Source organism: Streptomyces sp. NPDC089424, from assembly GCF_044749345.1.
Classification (GTDB): domain Bacteria; phylum Actinomycetota; class Actinomycetes; order Streptomycetales; family Streptomycetaceae; genus Streptomyces.
In genome coordinates, this window is the sequence record NZ_JBIVHU010000007.1 from 73,396 (window position 1) to 92,886 (window position 19,491).

Sequence of the window (19,491 nt, forward strand, 5' to 3'; positions counted from 1 at the left end):
CGCGGCACCCGATCGGATGCCGCTCGCGTGCCGACGCGGTGCCGCCACGGCGGTTGTCCGCACCGCAGGAGGGCTACTCGGTCCCCGCCGGCGAAAGGCGCTCCCCTCGGAGCGCAACGCGTCCGAAGGGACTGACCATGACCACGATCCTGGTGACCGGCGGAACCGGAACCCTCGGCCGGGTCGTCTCCGAGCGGCTGCGCGCGGACGGCCACGCCGTGCGGGTGCTCAGCCGCCACGCCCAGCCGTACGCCGTCGACCTGCGCCAGGGCGGCCCGGTGTTGGACCGCGCCGTCGCCGGCGTGGACACGGTCGTGCACTGTGCGAGCACGCCGGGCGGCGGTGACGAGGAGGCCACCGCGCATCTGGTCGCGGCGGCGCGGCGGGCCGGGGTGGGCCATCTGCTCTACATCTCGATCGTTGGGGTCGACCGGGTGCCGCTCGGCTACTACCGGACGAAGCTCGCGGTGGAGCGGCTGATCGAGGAGTCGGGTCTGGGCTGGACCCTGCTGCGCACCACGCAGTTCCACGATCTGCTCGTCCGGGTGTTCGACACCTTGACCAGACCGCCGGTGCTGGTGCTGCCGGCCGGGCTGAAGGACCAGCCCATCGAGGTCACCGAGGTCGCGGCACGGCTCGCGGGGCTGGCCACCGGCGGGCCGGCGCGGCGGGTCGCGGACATGGGCGGCCCCGAGGTGCGCACGTTCGAGTCCCTGGCGCGCACGTACCTCAGGGCCACGGGCCGCCGCCGCAAGATCGTGAACGTGCCGCTGTGGGGCCGGACCTACGGCGCGTTCCGCGACGGCGGGCACCTGACACCGGAGCAGGCCGTCGGGAAGGGCACGTTCGAGGAGTACGTCGCGGTGCGCATCAGGGGCGCCCCGAGGGTCTGACGCCTACTTCCCCGGAGGCGCGAACACCTCGTCCTGGGCCCGGTCCCGCGCCGTCAGCAGTGCTCCGCGCAGTACGGCGCCGCCGCCCAGGACACTGGCCCGCACCTCGGTGACCAGCGGCGACATCCGCCGCACCCGTTGCCCGACCAGCCCGGCGAGCACCTCGCCCCCGGCCCGGCCGACCTCCCCGCCGAGCACCAGGCACCCGGGGTCCAGCACGGCGACGACGGAGGCGACCCCGAGCGCGCACCGCTCGGCGAGGGCGTCCAGGAACCGTGCGTCACCCTCACGGGACTCCGCACCTTCACCGGACTCCGCACCCCCCGCCGACCTCACGACCCCCGGCCCCTCCCCCACCGGCTCCGCGTCCCGCCGCACCACGTCCGCCGGACCCGCGTCCCCCCGCACCGCCTCCGCCGCCTTCACCGCCCGCCGCACCACCTCCGCCGCCTCCAGGCCGGTGCCGCTCCCGGGCAGCCGCAGCCCGTGCCCCTTCGCCAGCTCCACGATCGCGCCGGCCGCCGCCAGCGAGTGGAAGCCGCCCGCGCAGTCCGTCGCCGTCGGCAGCCCGCCCGTCCCCGGCACCGGCAGGAACCCGATCTCGCCCGTGCCGCCGGACGCCCCGCGCCGCAGCGACCCGTCCAGCACCACCGCCGCGCCCGTGCCCTGCCCGAGCCACAGCAGCACGAAGGTGTCCCGGTCCCTCGCGGCTCCCTCACGCTGTTCGGCGAGCGCCGCGAGGTTGGTCTCGTTCTCGACGATGACCCGGGCCTCGGGAAGCCGTTCCTGGAGGGCGGCGACGAGGCGCCGGTGCCAGGCGGGCAGGCCGGAGGAGTCGCGGAGTTCGCCGGTGGCGGGGTCGATCAGGCCCGGTGCGCCGATGCCGACGGTGTGCAGCGACTGCGCCCCCGCCTCCTTCGCCGTCCGCTCGACCAGGGCGACCGCCTGCTCCACCGCGGGTCCGGTGCCGGTGTCGTCGCCGATCGGCACGGAGGCCTCCGCGAGCACCCGGCCGAGCAGGTCGGAGACGATCACGGAGACGCCCTCGGTGCGGACGTCGAGTGCGGCCAGGTGGGCGCGGTCGGCGACGATGCCGTACAGCTTGGCGTTGGGGCCGCGCCGCAGCTCGCCCGCCTCGCCGACGACCTCGATCAGGCCGGCGGCGGAGAGGCGTTCGACGAGGTCGGCCACGGTCGGCCGGGACAGGCCGGTCAACTGCTTCAGCTGCCCGGCCGTCAACGGCCCCTCCTGCTGCAACAGCCGCAGGGCGAGCCGGTCGTTGATGGCTCGGGCGGTGCTCGGGGATGCGGGCATGCCGGGATCCTTCCAGATGGGCCGGTCGGGCCCTCGCCCTCTATCTATCAGGCAGGGTCCCTGATAATTTACCGCCGGACGCGATCGGCGCCAGAGGACGGGACAAGGGGCGGGAACATGAGTGACGTGGTCTACCAGCACCGAGAGGTGGTACGCGCCCGGTACGCGGTGGCGGCCGTGTTCGCCGTGCACGGCGCGGTCACCGGCTCGTTCGCCACCCGGGTCCCCTGGATCCAGGACCACGCCTCGGTGAGCCCCGGCCAGCTCGGCCTCGCGCTCGCCTTCCCCGCCCTCGGCGCGTCCCTCGCGATGCCGCTCGCCGGCCGGATCAGCCATCGCTTCGGCGCCCGGACCGCCCTGCGGGGACTGCTCGCGCTGTGGACGCTGTCGCTGCTCCTGCCGTCCCTGGCGCCCAATCTGCTCGCGCTGTGCCTCGCCCTGTTCACCTTCGGCGCCACGGCCGGCATGGCGGACGTCGCGATGAACGCGCTCGGCGTGGAGGTCGAGAACCGCCTCGGCCGCTCGATCATGTCCGGCCTGCACGGCATGTGGAGCGCCGGCGCCCTGATCGGCTCGGCCGGCGGCACGCTCGCCGCGCACCTCGGCACGGACGCCCGGCTGCACCACGCGCTGGCGGCCGGCGCTCTCACCCTGCTGGGCCTGCTCGCGTGCACCTGGGTGCTGGACCTCCAGCCCGCCGAGGACGAGGAACCCCCGCCCCGCTTCGCGCTGCCGCCGAGGTCGGCGCTGCTGATCGGCGCGGTCGGCTTCTGCGCGGTCTTCGCGGAAGGCGCGAGCCTGGACTGGTCGGCGATCTACCTGGAGGACGAGCTCGGCACGTCGGCCGGACTCGCGGCGGCCTGCACCACCGGCTTCACGCTCACCATGGCGATCGCCCGGCTCGCGGGTGACAAGGTGGTGGACCGGTACGGCTCGGTCCGCACCGTCCGGGTCGGGGGTGTCCTCGCCTTCGCCGGCGGGCTGCTGATCGTCCTCGCCGACCACCCGGCGCTGGCCATGTCCGGCTTCGCGCTGACGGGTCTGGGCATCGCGGTGGTCGTCCCGCTGTGCTTCGCGGCGGCGGGCCGCAGCGGCCCCAACCCGAGCCTGGCCATCGCGGGCGTCGCCACCATCACGTACACCTCCGGCCTGGTGGCCCCGAGCGCGATCGGCACGCTGGCCCAGGCGACGAGCCTGGTGGTGTCGTTCGCGCTGGTGACCGTCCTGTCCGGCGGGCTCGCCGTGTTCGCGGGCGTGCTGCGCTCCGGCGACCGGGACCGGCCGAAGGTCGTGGCCGCCGCCGGCCCTCGGGTAGGGAGCACCCGCGACCAGACCTGACAATGGTCCGGCACTGCACGTACGACGAAAGCGACACCTCCCATGGATCTCGGCGTCCGCTGGAAACTTCACGGTGACGGACGCACCCCGGCCCCCGGGGCGGTGGTCCGGCCCGACGAGCGGCTGTCCTGGCCGCGCACCGTCGGGCTCGGCGCCCAGCACGTGGTGGCGATGTTCGGGGCATCCTTCGTGGCACCGGTCCTGATGGGCCTGGATCCCAACCTCGCGATCATGATGTCCGGTGTCGCCACCGTCATCTTCCTGCTCGCGACCCGCGGCCGGGTGCCGAGCTACCTCGGCTGCTCCCTCTCGTTCGTAGGCGTCGCGGCGGTGATCCGGGCCCAGGGCGGCACCAGCGCGACCGTGACGGGCGCGGTCCTGGTCGTCGGTGCCGCGCTCTTCCTCGTGGGACTGGCCGTGCAGCGCTTCGGCGCCCGGATCATCCACGCGACGATGCCGCCGATCGTGACCGGCGCGGTGGTGATGCTGATCGGCTTCAACCTCGCGCCCGTCACGGCGACCACGTACTGGCCGCAGGACCAGTGGACCGCCCTGCTGGTCATGGCCTTCACCGCGCTGGCCGTCGTCTGTCTGCGTGGTTTCTGGTCCCGGATCGCGATCTTCCTGGGGCTGCTCTTCGGCTACGGCGTCTCCTGGGCCTTCGACCGGATCTTCGGCCGCATCCACTCGGTCGACGCGAGCGGCAAGCTCACCGACCACTGGCGCCTGGACCTCTCGGGTGTCGCCGACGCCGACTGGATCGGCCTGCCCGCCTTCCACGGCCCGTCGTTCGAGTGGTCGGCGGTCCTGGTCGCGCTGCCCGTGGTCATCGCGCTGGTCGCGGAGAACGCCGGGCACGTCAAGGCGGTCGGCGAGATGACCGGCGACCCGCTCGACGACAAGCTCGGTACGGCGATCGCCGCCGACGGCGTCGGCTCCATGCTGTCCACCGCGGTCGGCGGCCCGCCCAACACCACGTACTCCGAGAACATCGGCGTGATGGCCGCGACCCGCGTGTACTCCACGGCCGCCTACTGGGCCGCCGCCGGTTTCGCCCTGCTCTTCGGCCTCTGCCCGAAGTTCGGCGCGGTGGTGGCGGCGATCCCCGGCGGCGTCCTCGGCGGCATCACCGTCATCCTGTACGGCATGATCGGCCTGCTCGGCGCCCAGATCTGGCTCAGCGCCCGGGTCGACCTGCGCAACCCGCTCAATCTCGTACCGGCCGCGGCGGGCATCATCATCGGCGTCGGCAACGTCTCGATGGAGTTCACCGACACGTTCTCGCTGAGCGGCATCGCCCTCGGCACGCTCGTCGTCATCGTCGGCTACCACGCGCTGCGCGCGTTCGCCCCGGCCCACCTCAAGTCGCAGACTCCGCTCCTGGACGAGGGCACGTCGAGCTACGACACCCGGTCCTAGGCGCACGACGGCGGCCCCGGCGTTCGCCCGTTCCGGGGAACCGCCGGGCTCGCCGCCCCGCCGGCCGGCCCAGGACTGGGACGCTGCCCCCATGACGCAGTTGGAAGAGCTCACCACTCCGGTGGACGTGGTCGTCTCCCGGATGCGCGCGCTGGCCGCGGCCCTGCCCGCGCGGGACGGGGTCGCGGTCTTCAACCGTGTCTACCTCGCCGTCACCGAGTCCGTCGGCCGCCGCATCGAGGCCGGGGCCTTCCCCGACGCCCGGGCCGCGGCCACGCTGGACGTGCGGTTCGCGGAGCGCTATCTCGCGGCCGTCGACGCGGCCGCCGCGGACGGGCGCCCACCGGCCTGCTGGCGGCCCCTGTTCCAGTTCCGCCGCCATCCGGGCGTACGGCCGCTGCAGTTCGCGCTCGCGGGCATCAACGCCCACATCGGGCACGATCTGGCCCTCGCCGTCGTGGACGCCTGCCGCGCGCTCGACTGCGACCCGGTCGAGCTGGAGGACGAGTTCGACCGGGTGGGCGACCTCCTCGTGACGCTGGAGGAGCGCATCCGCGAAGATCTGATGCCGGGTCCGGACCTGCTCCAGATCGCCGACCCGCTCACCCATCTGCTCGGTGCGTGGAGCCTGGAGCGCGCCCGGGACGCGACCTGGTCGGCCGCGCGTGCCCTGTGGGCGCTGCGCCGTCTGCCCGACCTCGCCGCCGAGTTCACCGACCGCCTGGACGCGGCGGTGGGCTTCGCGGGCCGCATGCTGCTCACCCCGCTTCCCGACTGACCCGACGACCCGACGGCCCCGACCTGCGCTGCCGCCGCACAGAACTTCCGTGCGTCCGCGACGCGTTGCCCGTCGGGTACCCCTACTGCGAAGGAGCACAAGGTATGGCGATCCGGCTCGGCCTCGGCCTCCCCCAGATGCGGCAGTACGACCTCGGCAAGGACGTGCCCGACGTGGCGCGCGAGGCCGAGCGCATCGGCTACCGCAGCCTGTGGGTCTTCGAGCGCGCCCTGTTCCCCGAGCCCGCCACGCAGGGCCTGTACGGCATCGAGGGCCTGCCCTGGCCCGACGAGTACCGGCATGTCGCCGACCCCTTGGTGACGCTCACGCTGGCCGCCGCGGCCACCGAGCGGGCCGAGGTGGGCACGAGCGTGCTGGTGGCGCCCCTGCACGTGCCGTTCCAGCTGGCCAAGGCCCTGGCGAGCCTGGACGCGGCGACCGGCGGCCGGGTGGTCGCCGGATTCGGCACCGGCTGGTCCCACGACGAGTACGCGGCGGCGTCGGTCCGGCCGTTCGAGGAGCGCGGCAAGGTCCTGGACGAACTGATCGCCGTGTGCCGTGCGGTCTGGGGTCCGGACCCGGTCCGGTACGACGGGCGGGTCACGAAGATCGCGCCGGCCCTGGTCGGCCCGAAGCCCGCCCGGCCGATCCCCGTCCTGCTCGCCGGGAGCAGCCCGCGGGCGCTGCGCCGACTCGTCGACCACGCCGACGGCTGGGTGCCGGTGGCCATGTCGTCCGACGCGTTGGCCGCGCAGTGGAGCACGCTGCGGGAGCTGGCCGAGGAGCGCGGCCGCACGGAACCGATCCGGACGGTGGTGCGCGTGAACGCCTCGTACTCCGCCAAGGCGTACGAGGGGTCCGACCGGCAGCCCTTCCAGGGCAGCGTCGAGCAGATCGTCGAGGACCTGGTGCCGTACGCCGGGATCGGTGTGGAGGAGCTCCTGCTGGACCTCCAGGGCACCCCGAGGGACGGCGAGGAACTCAAGGACGTGGCCGCGCGGGTCTACGAACAGGCCCGCGCGGCCGGGATCTGACCTCAGTCCTCCGGAAGCTCCACCGGCGCGATCTCGTCGTAGACGTCGCCGGGGCCGGGGTTGGCCGCGTCGGTCTCCCCGCCGAACTGGTGCATGACGCCCCAGACCGCGTTCAGCGCGGTCTGGACGGCGCCCTCGGCCCAGCCGGCCGTCCAGGAGATGTCGTCGCCTGCGAGGAAGACGCCCCGCTTGTCCTCGGGCAGCCGGTCCTGCATGAAGTGCGTGAACAGGCGCCGCTGGTAGCGGTAGTGGCCGGGCAGGTTGGCCTTGAACGCGCCCATGAAGTAGGGCTCGTTCTCCCAGGAGACGGTCACCGGGTTGCCGATGATGTGCCCGCGGATGTCGACCTTCGGATAGATCTCGCCGAGCGACTTCAGCATGACCTCCATCCGCTCGTTCGCGGACAGCGGCAGCCACTTCAGGCTGTCGTCGCACCAGGTGTACGACAGGCAGATCACGGCCGGCTTGTCCGGGCCGTCGTCCAGCAGGTAGGTGCCGCGGGTCATGCGGTCGGTGAGCGTCATCGACATGACGTCACGGCCGGTGGCCTCGTCCTTGTCCAGCCAGAAGGGCCGGTCCACCGGGACGAAGAGCTTGGACGACTCCATGTAGTGGGTGCGCTCGATGGCGGTCCAGTGGTCGATCGGGAAGAGCGAGTCGTCGCACTGGATCTTGGACAGCAGCATCCAGGACTGGGCGGTGAAGATCGCCGCCCGGAAGGTGCGGATGTCGCCGTGCGCGTCGGTCACCGTGATCCGGTTGCCGGCGGTGCGGTGCAGCCGGGTCACGGCCGGACGGGGCTCGCCGCCCTCGTGCAGCGAGGCCAGCGACGTGCCGTGGGGCCAGTGCACGATCTTCTCCGGCTCGCGCTCCCACAGCCGCAGCGGCAACTGCTGCGAGCCGCCGACGATCCCGCGGTGGTGGTCGTCGGCCTCGGTGTAGACGACCCGCAGGATCTCCAGGATGGAGTTGGGGAAGTCGGTGTCCCAGCCGCCGGTGCCGAAGCCCACCTGGCCGAAGATCTCCCGGTGCCGGAAGGACTTGAAGGCGTCGGAGTCGCAGAGGAAGCCGTAGAAGGTCTGGTTGTCGAGCTTCTCGACGAGCCGGGCCCAGATCTCGCGGATGCGCGGGATGTCGCGCTCGCGCATCGCCCGGTTCATGTCGGAGAAGTCGGCGCCCTCCTCCAGGCACCTGTTCCACGCCGCGGCCACGTCGCGGTAGACCTGCGGCAGGTCCTCGACGGTCTCGGCGTAGTGCGACTCGCCCTTGAGGTCGACGACGGTCGAGGGGGTTCCCTCGGCCAGCGGGTTGGGGAAGGGGCGGGTCTGCAGGCCGACGAGGTCGATGTAGTGCTGGAGGGCGGTGGAGGAGGGCGGGAAGCGCATCGCGCCCATCTCGGCGGTGAGCTCGGGGTCGCAGCCGTCGAAGCCGACGGTGCGCAGCCGGCCGCCGATCCGGTCGGCCTCGTACACGACGGGCCTGAGGCCCATCTTCATGAGCTCGTACGCGGCCACGATGCCGGACAGGCCGCCGCCGATGACCGCGACCTCGGCACCGTGCTCGGTCGCCGGCACCTGGCCGAGGCCCGCCGGGTGGGCGAGGAAGTCGTCGTACGCGTAAGGAAAGTCCGGGCCGAACATGGTGATCGGCGGCTGCTGCTCGTCGGCGTGCTCGACGGCGTTGGGCACCGTGGACGTCATGGGGTACGGACTCCTTGCGCGGAACGGAAGATCAGGGTGCGTGGGGGCGGGGCGTCAGACCAGGGACCCGTAGAGGCCGGGGCGGCGGTCCTTCAGATACGGGTTGGCCTCGCGGGAGGCGGCGAGGAAGGCGGGGTCCACCTCGGCGAGGACCAGTTCCTCACCGCGTCCGGCGCGGGTGCGGGCGAATCCGTCCGGCCCGGCGAGGGTGGACAGCCCCACGAACTCGAACTCGCCTTCCTGGCCGACCCGGTTGACGTACGCCACGTACATCTGGTTCTCGAAGGCCCGCACCGGCACCAGGGACTCCGCGACGAACTGGAACGGGTGCATCTGCGCGGTCGGGACCAGCAGCAGATCGGTGCCCGCGAGGGCGTGCGCGCGGACGTTCTCCGGGAACTCCACGTCGTAGCAGATCATGAGCCCCACCCGCAGCCCGTCCAGCTCGGCCTGGACGACGGGCTGCTCACCCGGCGTGAAGTGGTCGCGCTCGAAGCAGCCGAAGAGGTGGGTCTTGCGGTAGTTGGCGAGGCGCGTGCCGTCGGCGGAGATCAGCTGGGCCGAGTTGAAGACCGTGTCCCCGGCGCGCTCCGGGTAGCCGTACGCGATGGCCAGGCCGTGCCGCGAGGCGATCTCGGCCACGGTGTCGGTGGCGTCACCGTCGGCGGGCTCGGCGAGGCGGGCGATGTCGTCGCCGATCGCGTAGCCGGTCAGGAACATCTCCGGCGCGACCAGCAGACCCGCGCCGGACGCGACGGCACGGCCCGCGGCCTCGTCGAGGACCTTCAGGTTCTCGGCGGTGGAGCCGGGCCGGCCGGAGCTCTGGAGCAGGGCGGTGCGCATGCGTGTTCCTCACCGGGACGAATGGGTGTGGGGGCCACGTAGACGGTACGGGCGGCGGGCACGGCCGGACAAGGCGGAGCCGTTGCGCGCCGACGGCCGGTTCGTTGCGTCCGTCGCGCGCCATCCGGCGATTCGTTGCGCGCCCCCCCGCCGGACGCCCGCTCCGCCCGGTTCACCTGCGGAAACGATGCCTCGACGTCAGTTTCGAGGAGTGCGCCGCCGGCCCCGTCCGAGCGCCACCAGCGCGGCGGTCACCAGGTAGGGCACCGCGAACACGGCGAAGGCGGTGCCGTGCCCGGTCGCCGAGCCGATCACCGCGTAGGCGCCGAACACCGCGACCGTGGCCAGTTCGGTGCCCAGTCCCCCGAGCGAGGTGACCGTGGCCCGCGTGCCGTCGTCGATCCGTCGCTGGAGGCGGGCGTCGGCCAGCACGTTCGCCAGCTGGAAGCCGCCGAAGGCGACGGCCACCAGCACGAGTCCGGCCGGCGACCGGGCCGTCGCGCCCACGGCGAGGGCCAGCGCGGAGCCGGCCAGCAGGCCCGCGAACCCGGCTGTGCGCAGGCGCTCGGCCGGCCCGGCGAGCAGGCTGCCGCCGGTGGCCCCCGCCCAGATCATCAGCAGCAGATAGGGCCCGGCCCAGTCCGGTACGCCGGTGTCGCGGACGAGGAGAGGGGTGTACTCGTCGAGCGCGCCCCACACCGAGCCGACGGCCGCGACGAGCAGCAGGGCGCCGGTGACCTGCCGCCCGGGACGCCCGGCGGCGCGCAGCGTGGCGAACCAGCTCTCGCTCTCCTCCGGCGCGGGCCGGTGCTCAGGGAATCGGGCCGCGACGGCCGCGGTCAGCAGACAGGTCAGTACGCTCGCCGCCCCGACCAGCGGATATCCGCCCGCGGCGAGCACCGGTCCGGCCAGCCCCATGGCCGCCGTCACGGCCACCAGGCCCGCGGCACGGGCCCGGCCCGTCACCCGCGCGTAGGCGGCGGCCGCGCCCAGCCGGTCCAGTTCCTCGTAGACCAGCGCCTCCAGCGCACCCGAGCCGAGCGCCCCGCCGGCGCCCCAGAGGACGAACCCGAGCGCGAACGCCCAGTACGACGGGGTGAGCACCCACAGGGCGAAGCCGACGGCGGTCAGCACGGGGCCGACGCGCAGCAGCAGCCGACGCGAGACGGCGTCGGCCCACGCGCCGGAGGGGACCTCCAGGAGCACGCCGGTGACCGACCACAGCGCGAAGAGGGAGGAGATCTGTCCGAGGGACAGCCCGGTGTCGCCGAAGAGCAGCGCGTAGACCGGGTACAGCAGGACGAAGTCGTCCAGGAAGGCGTAGCAGTACAGCGTCCGGGTCAGTCGCCGGACGCCTGGCTCAGGGGCGGGTGAAGGTCAATGTCGCCACGTCATGCAAGCGATGGTAGACGGCGCGCCGGGATCAGGTGGGCGATCCCGAGGAGAAGCGGCGCAGCAGCGGCGACAGGACGAGCACGGACTTGGTCCGCTCCACGAACGGCTCCCCCGCGATCCGCTCCAGGACCCGTTCGAAGTGGCGCATGTCGGAGGCGAAGACCTGGGCGATCGCGTCCGCGTCCCCGGTGACGGTGGACGCGGCCACGACCTCCTGGTAGCGCTCCAGGCCCCGCTGAATGATCTCCGGCGAGGTGTTGCGCCGGCAGTAGATCTCGACGAACCCCTCGGTCTCCCAGCCGAGCGCCGACGGGTCCACCCGGACGGTGAACCCGGTGATGGCGCCGGTGGCGCGCAGCCGGTCCACGCGGCGTTTGACGGCCGGCGCGGACAGGCCGACGAGCTGCCCGATGTCCGCGTAGGAGCGGCGGGCGTCCTCGGCGAGGGCGTGCACGATGCGTTCGTCGAGATCGTTCAGCACTGCGGGTGGTTCACTTCGCTTCGGGTGCGGCGAGACGGGAACGGCGGTAGCCGTACAGGAAGTAGAACACGAGACCGGCGGCCATCCAGCACCCGAAGACCACCCAGGTCACGGTGTCGAGGCTGAACATGTTGTACGCGCAGAAGACGAAGCCCAGCACCGGCAGCACGGGCCCGAACGGCACCTTGAAGGTGCGCTCCAGCTCCGGACGCCGGCGGCGCAGGACGATCACCGCGATGTTGACCAGCGCGAAGGCGAACAGCGTGCCGATGCTGGTGGCGTCGACGAGCTTGCCGAGCGGGATCATGGCGGCGAGCACCCCGCAGAACAGGGACACGAGGACCGTGTTGAGGCGGGGCGCGCCGGTCTTCTCGTGGACCTTGCCGAGCGCCTTGGGCACCAGGCCGTCGCGGGACATCGCGAAGAGGATGCGGGTCTGGCCGTAGAGCACGGTCAGGACGACACTGGCGATGGAGATGACCGCGCCGAGGGCGAGCAGGGTGCCCCAGAAGCTCTGGCCGCTGACATCGTTCATGATCGCGGCGAGGGAGGCGTTCGAGCCCTCGAACTCGGTCCAGTGCCAGGCGCCGACGGCGACCGCCGCGACGAGCACGTACAGCGCGGTGACGATGATCAGCGAGAGCATGATCGCGCGCGGCAGGTCCCGCTTGGGGTTCTTGGCCTCCTCACCGGCGGTGGAGGCGGCGTCGAAGCCGATGTAGGAGAAGAACAGGGTGGCACCGGCGGCGCTGACGCCCGCCATGCCGAGCGGCATGAAGTCGGCGTAGTTGCCGGACTTGAAGCCCGTGAAGCCGACGGCGCAGAAGAGCACCAGCGCGGCGATCTTCACCGCGACCATGACCGTGTTGGCGCGGGCGGACTCGCGGACGCCGCCGAGCAGGAAGACCATCGCCAGCAGGACGACGATCAGCGCGGGCAGGTTGATGATGCCGCCCTCGCCGGGCGCCGAGGACAGCGCGGAGGGGAGGGTGACGCCGATCGTCCCGTCGAGCAGTTCGTTGAGGTACTCGCCCCAGCCGACCGCCACGGCCGCGACCGACACGCCGTACTCCAGGACCAGGCACCAGCCGCAGACCCAGGCGACGAGTTCGCCCATCGTTGCGTAAGCGTACGAGTAGGAGGAGCCCGCGACCGGGATGCTGCCCGCCAGCTCGGCGTACGACAGGGCCGAGAACAGGGCGGTGAGACCCGCGATGACGAACGCCAGGGTGACCGCCGGCCCGGCTTCGGGAACGGCGTCGCCGAGCACCACGAAGATGCCGGTGCCGAGGGTGGCACCGATGCTGATCATGGTGAGCTGCCACATCCCGAGGGAGCGCCGCAGCGAGCCCCCCTCACCCTGGCCGCCCTCCGCGACCAGGCGTTCCACGGGCTTGCGGCGCAGCAGACGCGCGCCGACCCCTGGGGACGCGGGGTCGATCCGACTGCTGTGCTGCGGGGGTGCGCCTTGGTCGAGCACGCGCTGGCTCCTTCGTTGCTGCCGGTCAGGCCGACGGGGACAGGCGGCACCCCTCGACGTCAGGGGACCCGCCGAGCGGGGTCCCCGCCACGCCACGTACGAGGCGACAGCCTATGAGCAGGGGCGTTGCCGGTGTAATGCAGCAACCTTGCGTGTGCGTGCAAGATCATTGCGTTCCTCCGGGCTCGGTGAGCCTTCGTTGCACGGCGGCTGTGCGGCGTTGCGCGCGACCCGCGCCGGCCCTGTGCCGCCCGGCCCCGTGGCCGCCCACGCCGGGCGCGCCCACGGGTGCCCGGACATGCCGCACGGCCCCCGCCGTTCCCGGCGGACGGGACAACGGGGGCCGTGCGAAAAGACGTTGGCTCAGCTCCAGCTGGCGTGCAGCGGCTTGCCCTCGGCGTAGCCCGCGGCACTCTGGATACCGACGACGGCCCTCTCGGCGAACTCCTCCAGGGAGGCCGCGCCGGCGTAGGTGCAGGAGGAGCGGACGCCCGCGATGATCGAGTCGATCAGGTCCTCCACACCGGGGCGTGCCGGGTCGAGGAACATGCGGGAGGTGGAGATGCCCTCCTCGAACAGGCCCTTGCGGGCGCGGTCGTACGCCGACTCCTCGGACGTGCGGTTGGCCACCGCACGCGCGGAGGCCATGCCGAACGACTCCTTGTAGAAGCGGCCGCCCGCGTCCTGCTGGAGGTCGCCCGGCGACTCGTAGGTCCCCGCGAACCAGGAGCCGACCATCACGTTGGAGGCACCGGCGGCCAGCGCCATCGCCACGTCACGGGGGTGGCGTACACCGCCGTCGGCCCACACGTGCTTGCCGTACTTCTTCGCCTCGGCCGCGCACTCCAGCACCGCCGAGAACTGCGGCCGGCCCACGCCGGTCATCATCCGGGTGGTGCACATGGCGCCCGGGCCCACACCGACCTTGATGATGTCGGCGCCCGCCTCGATCAGGTCGCGCACGCCCTGCGCGGAGACGATGTTGCCGGCCACGACCGGCACCTGCGGGTCGAGGGCGCGCACCACCTTGATGGCGCTGATCATCGACTCCTGGTGGCCGTGCGCGGTGTCGATGACGAGCGTGTCGACGCCCGCGTCGAGCAACTGCTTGGCCTTGCCCGCCACATCGCCGTTGATGCCGACGGCGGCGGCGATGCGCAGCTTGCCGTGCGCGTCGACGGCCGGCGTGTAGAGCGTGGCGCGCAGCGCGCCGTTGCGGGTGAGGATGCCGGCGAGCTTGCCGTCGGCGTCGACGGCGGGGGCGTAGCGCCGGTTGTGGTGGTCGAGGGTGTTGAAGGCCTCGCGCGGGTCCATGTCGGCGTCGAGCAGCAGCAGCTCGTCCTTGGACATGACCACTTCGAGCTGGGTGAAGCGGTCGACGCCGGTGAGGTCGCGGTCGGTGACGACACCGATCGGGCGGTTGTCCTCGTCTACGACCACTCCGGCGTTGTGGGCCCGCTTGGGGAGCAGGGAGAGCGCGTCGGCGACGGTCTGGTGCGGGGCGAGCACGATGGGGGTGTCGAGGACGAGGTGGCGGCTCTTCACCCAGGAGACGACCTCGGTGACGACGTCGTTCGGGATGTCCTGCGGGATGACCACGAGGCCGCCGCGCCGCGCCATGGTCTCGGCCATGCGGCGGCCGGCGATGGCGGTCATGTTGGCGACGACGAGCGGAATCGTGGTGCCCGTGCCGTCCGGGGAGCTGAGGTCCACGCCCTGACGGGAGCCGACCGCGCTGCGGCTCGGCACCATGAACACGTCGTCGTACGTGAGGTCGTACGAGGGCTGGATGTCATTGAGGAAACGCACGTGCTGCACATCCCAGTCGATCAGAGGTGGCCCCCGGACAGGTCAGCCAGGGGAGAAGAGCACGTACTTCATTGTCCCATGGCGACCGGAATGCGATGCCCGGTGGCTTCGTCCAGGCAGGTCAGGGGGTCTTTAGGAGGATCCTCCAAGGGCGAGGGCCACGGTCAGGCCCGGCGCCGCGTCCGCGGCCTGCGCGAACACCTCCTGCGCCGTCTCCCACTCCTTCGGCCGCTCCCGCGCGTAGCCCCGCCAGTTCCGTACGACCACCAGCAGCCCCCGCTCGGCGGCGTCCCCGGGCCATACGCCCTGGTCGGACAGGCTGTCGGCGAGCGCGTCCCAGTTGCGGCCGAACCAGCCGGGCAGCTGGAGCGCCCCGGCACAGCGGTCCATCAGTCCCGCCTTGTCCACGACCCCGTCGAGGTCGAGGGTCACCACGCGATCCGTCATCCCGCACCCCTCGTCGTCACGGACGGGAGAGCCGCGGCGGCGCGCCGGCCCGGCTCCCCCGTCCGACCATCCGTCAGGGGCCGTCCGGGTCGGCCCTGTTCAGTGCCGGCCGCGGCGTCGGCCCGGCCGCCATCAGGTAGTCGGCCGCGGACGTGTCCGTGACCAGGCTGGTGACGAGGCCCGACCGCAGCACCGCGTCGATGGCGGCCGCCTTGCGCTGCCCGCCCGCTATCGCGACGACCTCGGGGACACGGCGCAGCTGGTCGGCCTTGACCGTGATGCACCGCTCCCCCAGGTCCCGTCCGACCCGGCGGCCGTCGGCGTCGAAGAGGTGCGCGGACATCTCGGCGGCGACGCCGAGGGAGGCGTAGTGAGAGCGCTCCTCGTCGCTGAGCATGTCGTGCACCGTGGAGATGCCGGGCTCCCAGGAGCCGATGGAGACACAGGCGACCGTGACCTTGTCGAAGTACTCGAAGGCCCGGGCGATCCCGGTCTGGTGACGCAGCGCGGCCGCGGTCGCGGCGTCCGGGAGCAGCATCGGCGCGTAGATGGGGTGGGCGTCGCCCCCGGAGACCTGCGCGGCCCGGCGGACCGCCTCGACGGAGCCGCGCTCGGCGGTGCCGGCGTCGTAGACACCGGTCAGCTGCACGACCGTGCAGGGCGGCAGCTTGTCGAGGGCGGCGGCCATGTGGATGGTGGACCGGCCCCAGGCCAGCCCGAGCACATCGCCCTCGTCGACCAGCTCGCCGAGCAGCTCGGCGGCCACCTCGCCCAGGTTCTCCGGGTCCGGCGTCTCCTCGGCCTCGGCCGGGGACTCGACCACGACGGCGTGCCTGAGGCCGTACCGGGCGCGCAGCGCGTCCGAGCGCTCGGCGTCCAGTTCGGCCGGGACACGGATCTCGATGCGTACGAGATCCCGTTCGAGGGCGGTCTCCAGGACCCGGGCCACCTTGAAGCGGCTGACGCCGAACTCCTCCGCGATCTGGATCTTGGACTTTCCCTCGAGGTAGAAGCGGCGGGCCATGGCCGCCGCCTGCACCAGCTCTGCGGGTCCCATCCGCATGGCTGACCGGCCCGCCGACATACCCGACACGGCGATCTCCTCACTGCTGTTCACACTCTGGATTCGCCGTTCATCCTTGCAGATACGGCGCGCTTGATCAGCCCTGCTGGGCGCCCGACGGGCGCCGTTCACGTAACCGTGGCTCAGTGGTCGCACGCCCATGCCGCGTGCTTCGTCGCGGTCTCCGCCTTGGCGCGCAGGGCCCGCACCGCGGCGGCCGGATCGTCGGCCCCGTACACGGCGGATCCGGCCACGAACACGTCGGCGCCGGCTTCCGCGCAGCGCTCGACGGTCGCGTCCGAGACCCCGCCGTCGACCTGGAGCCACAGCTCCAGTCCGTGCTTCTGGATCAGTTCACGGGTGCGGCGGATCTTCGGCAGCATGATGTCGAGAAACGCCTGTCCGCCGAAGCCCGGCTCCACGGTCATGATCAGCAGCATGTCGAGCTCGGGCAGCAGATCCTCGTACGGTTCGATGGGCGTGGCCGGCTTCAGCGCCATGGACGCCCGGGCGCCCTTGGCCCGGATCTCCCTGGCCAGCCGGACCGGCGCCGCGGCCGCCTCGACGTGGAAGGTGACGGAAGAGGCGCCCGCCTCCACGTACTGCGGGGCCCACCGGTCGGGGGCCTCGATCATCAGATGGCAGTCCAGCGGGATGTCCGTCGCACGGGCCAGCGACTCCACGACCGGCACGCCGAGCGTGAGGTTCGGGACGAAATGGTTGTCCATGACGTCCACGTGGAGCCAGTCGGCCCCCTCGACCGCCCGCGCCTCGTCGGCGAGACGGGCGAAGTCGGCGGACAGGATGCTGGGGTTGATCTGCGCGGCCATGACCTAAGCGTGCCATGTCCTTGCACGGATGTTCGCGTCGGTCGGGATATCGGACGCTCTTCGGATGTTCCGCCCGCGCCCCGGGCCGTCAGCCCGTGCGCCGCAGGAGCGCCAGATACATCGCGTCCGTCCCGTGCCGGTGCGGCCACAGCTGTACGTCCGGCCCGTCACCGAGGTCCGGCACGCCCGCCAGCAGCGGCCGGACGTCGACGAGCTCCGTCTCGGGGAACTGCTTGAGCACGTCCGCGACCACCGCGCGGGTCTCCGCCAGGTGCGGCGAGCAGGTGGCGTACCCGACGACGCCGCCGACCCGCACGGACTCCAGCGCCGTGCGCAGCAGGCCGCGCTGCAACGGGGCGAACCCCTCGAGGTCCTCCGGGCGGCGCCGCCAGCGGGCCTCGGGGCGCCGGCGCAGCGCGCCGAGCCCGGTGCACGGCACGTCCATCAGCACCCGGTCGAAGGAGCCGGGCCGCCACGGCGGCCGGGTCCCGTCGGCGGCGATGACCTGGTAAGGGCCGGGATTGCCGTCGAGCGCCCTGGCCACCAGCCCAGCCCGGTGCGGCTGCTTCTCCGAGGCGAGCAGCAAGGCCCCCCGCTCGGCGGCGAGGGCGGCCAGCAGCGCCGCCTTGCCGCCCGGACCCGCGCACCCGTCCAGCCACTTCTCGTCGGGCCCGTCGAGCGGCGCGTTCGCGAGCGCCAGCGCGACCAGCTGGCTCCCCTCGTCCTGGACACCGGCACGCCCGTCGCGCACGGCCTCGATCGAGCCGGGCTCGCCGCCCTCGGTGAGCCGCACGGCGTACGGCGACCAGCGCCCCGGCACGGCGGCGTCCTCGCGCAGCAGCTCCTCGGCGGTGGCCCGTCCGGGCCGCGCGACCAGCGTCACCTCGGGCCGCTCGTTGTCGGCCGCCAGCAGGTCCTCGATGCCGGAGCGCCCGCCGCCGAGCGAGTCCCACAGCGCGGAGACGACCCAGCGCGGGTGCGAGTGCACCACGGCGAGATGGTCCTCGGGGTCCTCGTCGTAGGGCGGCGCGACCCGCTCCAGCCAGCCGTCGAGATCGTGCTGCGCGACCTTGCGCAGCACGGCGTTCACGAACTTGGCCCGCCCGTCGCCGAGCACGACCCGGGCCAGCTCCACGGTGGCGGAGACCGCCGCGTGCGAGGGGATCCGCGTCCCCAGCAACTGGTGCGCGCCGAGGCTCAGCACGTCCAGGACCGGCGGGTCGACCTCCCGGAGCGGGCGGTCGACGCACTCCGCGATCACGGCGTCGTACGTTCCCTGGCGGCGCAGCGTCCCGTACACCAGCTCCGTCGCCAGCGCCGCGTCCCGCCCGTCGAAGTCCCCGCCCTCGCGCGCCTTGCGCAGCAGCGGCGGCAGCACGAGGTTGGCGTAGGCGTCCCTCTCGTCGACGGCCCGCAGCGCCTCGAAGGCGAGGACGCGGACGGGGTCCTTCTTGGGCCGGCGATAGGGCTTGCCGTGCGTGCGGGGCCGACGGGGGGTGTCGCTCACGTAAAGGTGCTCCGGATCTCTGTCTTGCGGTGTGCACTCCAGCCTACGTCGCAGGCCCCTGGGCGGCGGCTCAGCCCCCGAGCGTCTCCCCGTCCGCGATCCGCACCCCGCGCGCCCAGTCCGCCGCCCGCATCGGCTTCTTGCCCTGGGCCTGCACCCACAGCAGTTCGACGGCGTGCGAACCGGTCCCGGCGTACACGTCGTTCTTGCCGACGGACAGCTGCCCGGGGGCGAGGTCCGTCCGGTCGGGCACGGGCGAGACCTGCACGAGCTTGAGCCGCTCGCCCCGGAAGGTGGTCCAGGCCCCGGGCGCGGGGGTGCAGCCGCGCACGACCCGGTCGACGCGCAGGGCGGGAGCGGCCCAGTCGACGCGGGCGTCGTCGACGGAGATCTTCGGCGCGAGGGTCACCCCGTCCGCGGGCTGCGGCACGGCCTTCAGGGTGCCGTCGGCGATCCCGTCCATGGTCGCGGCGAGCAGCCCGGCGCCCGCGAAGGCGAGCCGGGTCAGCAGGTCGCCGCTGGTGTCGGTGGGCCGGATCGTCTCGGTCACGGTGCCGTAGACGGGCCCCGAGTCGAGGCCCTCCTCGATCAGGAACGTGGAGGCGCCGGTGATCTCGTCGCCGGACATGAGGGAGTGCTGCACGGGGGCGGCGCCGCGCCAGGCGGGCAGCAGCGAGAAGTGCAGGTTGACCCAGCCGTGGGCGGGGATGTCCAGGGCGACCCGGGGCAGCAGCGCGCCGTACGCCACGACGGGACAGCAGTCGGGCCCGATCTCGCGCAGCCGCTCCAGGAACTCCGGCTCCCGGGGCCTGGCCGGCTTCAGCACCTCGATGCCGGCCTCCTCGGCCCGCTGTGCCACGGGCGACGCGACCAGCCGGCGCCCGCGCCCGGCAGGCGCGTCCGGCCGGGTGACGACGGCGACCACCTCGTGCCGCCCGGAGTCGAGCAGGGCGTCCAGGGCGGGAACAGCGACCTCGGGGGTACCGGCGAAGACGAGCTTCATGTGCGGACACGGGCCTCTCGGCTGGGGGTGGTCGGGGCAGCGCACAAGTCTATTGCGCGGTCCGGCGATTGCCCGCTCAGCCTCATGCCGCGCAGGCGACAGGGGTGGCACGGGTGGGCGACGGGCCCCGGCGCACCCCCCACGGGACGGCGCACGC

General features: G+C 72.9%; 17 protein-coding genes. 5 read left to right on the top strand and 12 right to left on the bottom strand.

The annotated features are described in order from the left end of the window. The first annotated feature begins 137 nt into the window (after positions 1–137). Positions 138–893 (top strand): SDR family oxidoreductase, encoded by a 756-nt coding sequence (locus ACIP2X_RS27345; protein ID WP_401677372.1) that lies wholly within the window; start codon positions 138–140, stop codon positions 891–893. 3 nt (positions 894–896) lie between these two features. Here the strand turns inward: ACIP2X_RS27345 and ACIP2X_RS27350 are convergent, their stop codons facing one another. Next, positions 897–2,207: an ROK family transcriptional regulator gene (locus ACIP2X_RS27350; protein ID WP_401677374.1), complete on the bottom strand. Its 1,311-nt coding sequence runs from the start codon at positions 2,205–2,207 to the stop codon at positions 897–899. Between the two features lie 117 nt (positions 2,208–2,324). Between ACIP2X_RS27350 and ACIP2X_RS27355 the strand changes: the two genes are divergently transcribed. The 4 genes from ACIP2X_RS27355 to ACIP2X_RS27370 all read left to right on the top strand — a co-directional run bounded on the left by ACIP2X_RS27355 (position 2,325) and on the right by ACIP2X_RS27370 (position 6,776). Next, positions 2,325–3,545, top strand: a complete 1,221-nt coding sequence (locus tag ACIP2X_RS27355) for an MFS transporter (protein ID WP_401677376.1) — start codon at positions 2,325–2,327, stop codon at positions 3,543–3,545. Between the two features lie 42 nt (positions 3,546–3,587). Next, on the top strand, positions 3,588–4,964 hold the full coding sequence (locus ACIP2X_RS27360) for a uracil-xanthine permease family protein (protein WP_401677378.1): 1,377 nt from the start codon (positions 3,588–3,590) through the stop codon (positions 4,962–4,964). Positions 4,965–5,055: 91 nt separating this feature from the next. After that, positions 5,056–5,742 carry a DUF5995 family protein gene (locus tag ACIP2X_RS27365; RefSeq protein ID WP_401677380.1) on the top strand — a complete coding sequence of 229 codons (687 nt, stop codon included), beginning with the start codon at positions 5,056–5,058 and terminating at the stop codon, positions 5,740–5,742. A gap of 104 nt (positions 5,743–5,846) precedes the next feature. Beyond that, positions 5,847–6,776: an LLM class F420-dependent oxidoreductase gene (locus ACIP2X_RS27370; protein WP_401677382.1), complete on the top strand. Its 930-nt coding sequence runs from the start codon at positions 5,847–5,849 to the stop codon at positions 6,774–6,776. A 2-nt stretch (positions 6,777–6,778) separates the two neighbouring features. Here the strand turns inward: ACIP2X_RS27370 and ACIP2X_RS27375 are convergent, their stop codons facing one another. From ACIP2X_RS27375 to fmt, 11 genes are all read right to left on the bottom strand, one after another. Continuing rightward, positions 6,779–8,476, bottom strand: a complete 1,698-nt coding sequence (locus tag ACIP2X_RS27375; protein WP_401677384.1) for a flavin monoamine oxidase family protein — start codon at positions 8,474–8,476, stop codon at positions 6,779–6,781. 54 nt (positions 8,477–8,530) lie between these two features. Further along, positions 8,531–9,319: a carbon-nitrogen hydrolase family protein gene (locus ACIP2X_RS27380; RefSeq protein WP_401677385.1), complete on the bottom strand. Its 789-nt coding sequence runs from the start codon at positions 9,317–9,319 to the stop codon at positions 8,531–8,533. A gap of 198 nt (positions 9,320–9,517) precedes the next feature. Further along, complete coding sequence (locus ACIP2X_RS27385; RefSeq protein ID WP_401678292.1) at positions 9,518–10,663, bottom strand: MFS transporter; 1,146 nt, start codon at positions 10,661–10,663, stop codon at positions 9,518–9,520. 79 nt (positions 10,664–10,742) lie between these two features. After that, positions 10,743–11,195, bottom strand: coding sequence for an Lrp/AsnC family transcriptional regulator (locus ACIP2X_RS27390; RefSeq protein ID WP_385385848.1), 453 nt, complete (start codon positions 11,193–11,195; stop codon positions 10,743–10,745). A 10-nt stretch (positions 11,196–11,205) separates the two neighbouring features. Next, complete coding sequence (locus ACIP2X_RS27395) at positions 11,206–12,675, bottom strand: amino acid permease (RefSeq protein ID WP_401677388.1); 1,470 nt, start codon at positions 12,673–12,675, stop codon at positions 11,206–11,208. 363 nt (positions 12,676–13,038) lie between these two features. Further along, positions 13,039–14,484, bottom strand: coding sequence for a GuaB1 family IMP dehydrogenase-related protein (locus ACIP2X_RS27400; protein WP_401677390.1), 1,446 nt, complete (start codon positions 14,482–14,484; stop codon positions 13,039–13,041). Between the two features lie 132 nt (positions 14,485–14,616). Beyond that, a complete protein-coding gene (locus ACIP2X_RS27405) occupies positions 14,617–14,931 on the bottom strand; it encodes a barstar family protein (RefSeq protein WP_401677392.1) in 315 nt (104 codons plus the stop codon). Between the two features lie 73 nt (positions 14,932–15,004). Then, positions 15,005–16,048, bottom strand: coding sequence for a sugar-binding transcriptional regulator (locus ACIP2X_RS27410; protein ID WP_401677394.1), 1,044 nt, complete (start codon positions 16,046–16,048; stop codon positions 15,005–15,007). Positions 16,049–16,137: 89 nt separating this feature from the next. Beyond that, on the bottom strand, positions 16,138–16,824 hold the full coding sequence (gene rpe, locus ACIP2X_RS27415; protein ID WP_401677396.1) for a ribulose-phosphate 3-epimerase: 687 nt from the start codon (positions 16,822–16,824) through the stop codon (positions 16,138–16,140). 88 nt (positions 16,825–16,912) lie between these two features. Further along, complete coding sequence (locus ACIP2X_RS27420) at positions 16,913–18,331, bottom strand: RsmB/NOP family class I SAM-dependent RNA methyltransferase (protein ID WP_401677398.1); 1,419 nt, start codon at positions 18,329–18,331, stop codon at positions 16,913–16,915. Between the two features lie 70 nt (positions 18,332–18,401). Beyond that, positions 18,402–19,334, bottom strand: coding sequence for a methionyl-tRNA formyltransferase (gene fmt, locus ACIP2X_RS27425; RefSeq protein ID WP_401677400.1), 933 nt, complete (start codon positions 19,332–19,334; stop codon positions 18,402–18,404). Between the last annotated feature and the right edge of the window lie 157 nt (positions 19,335–19,491).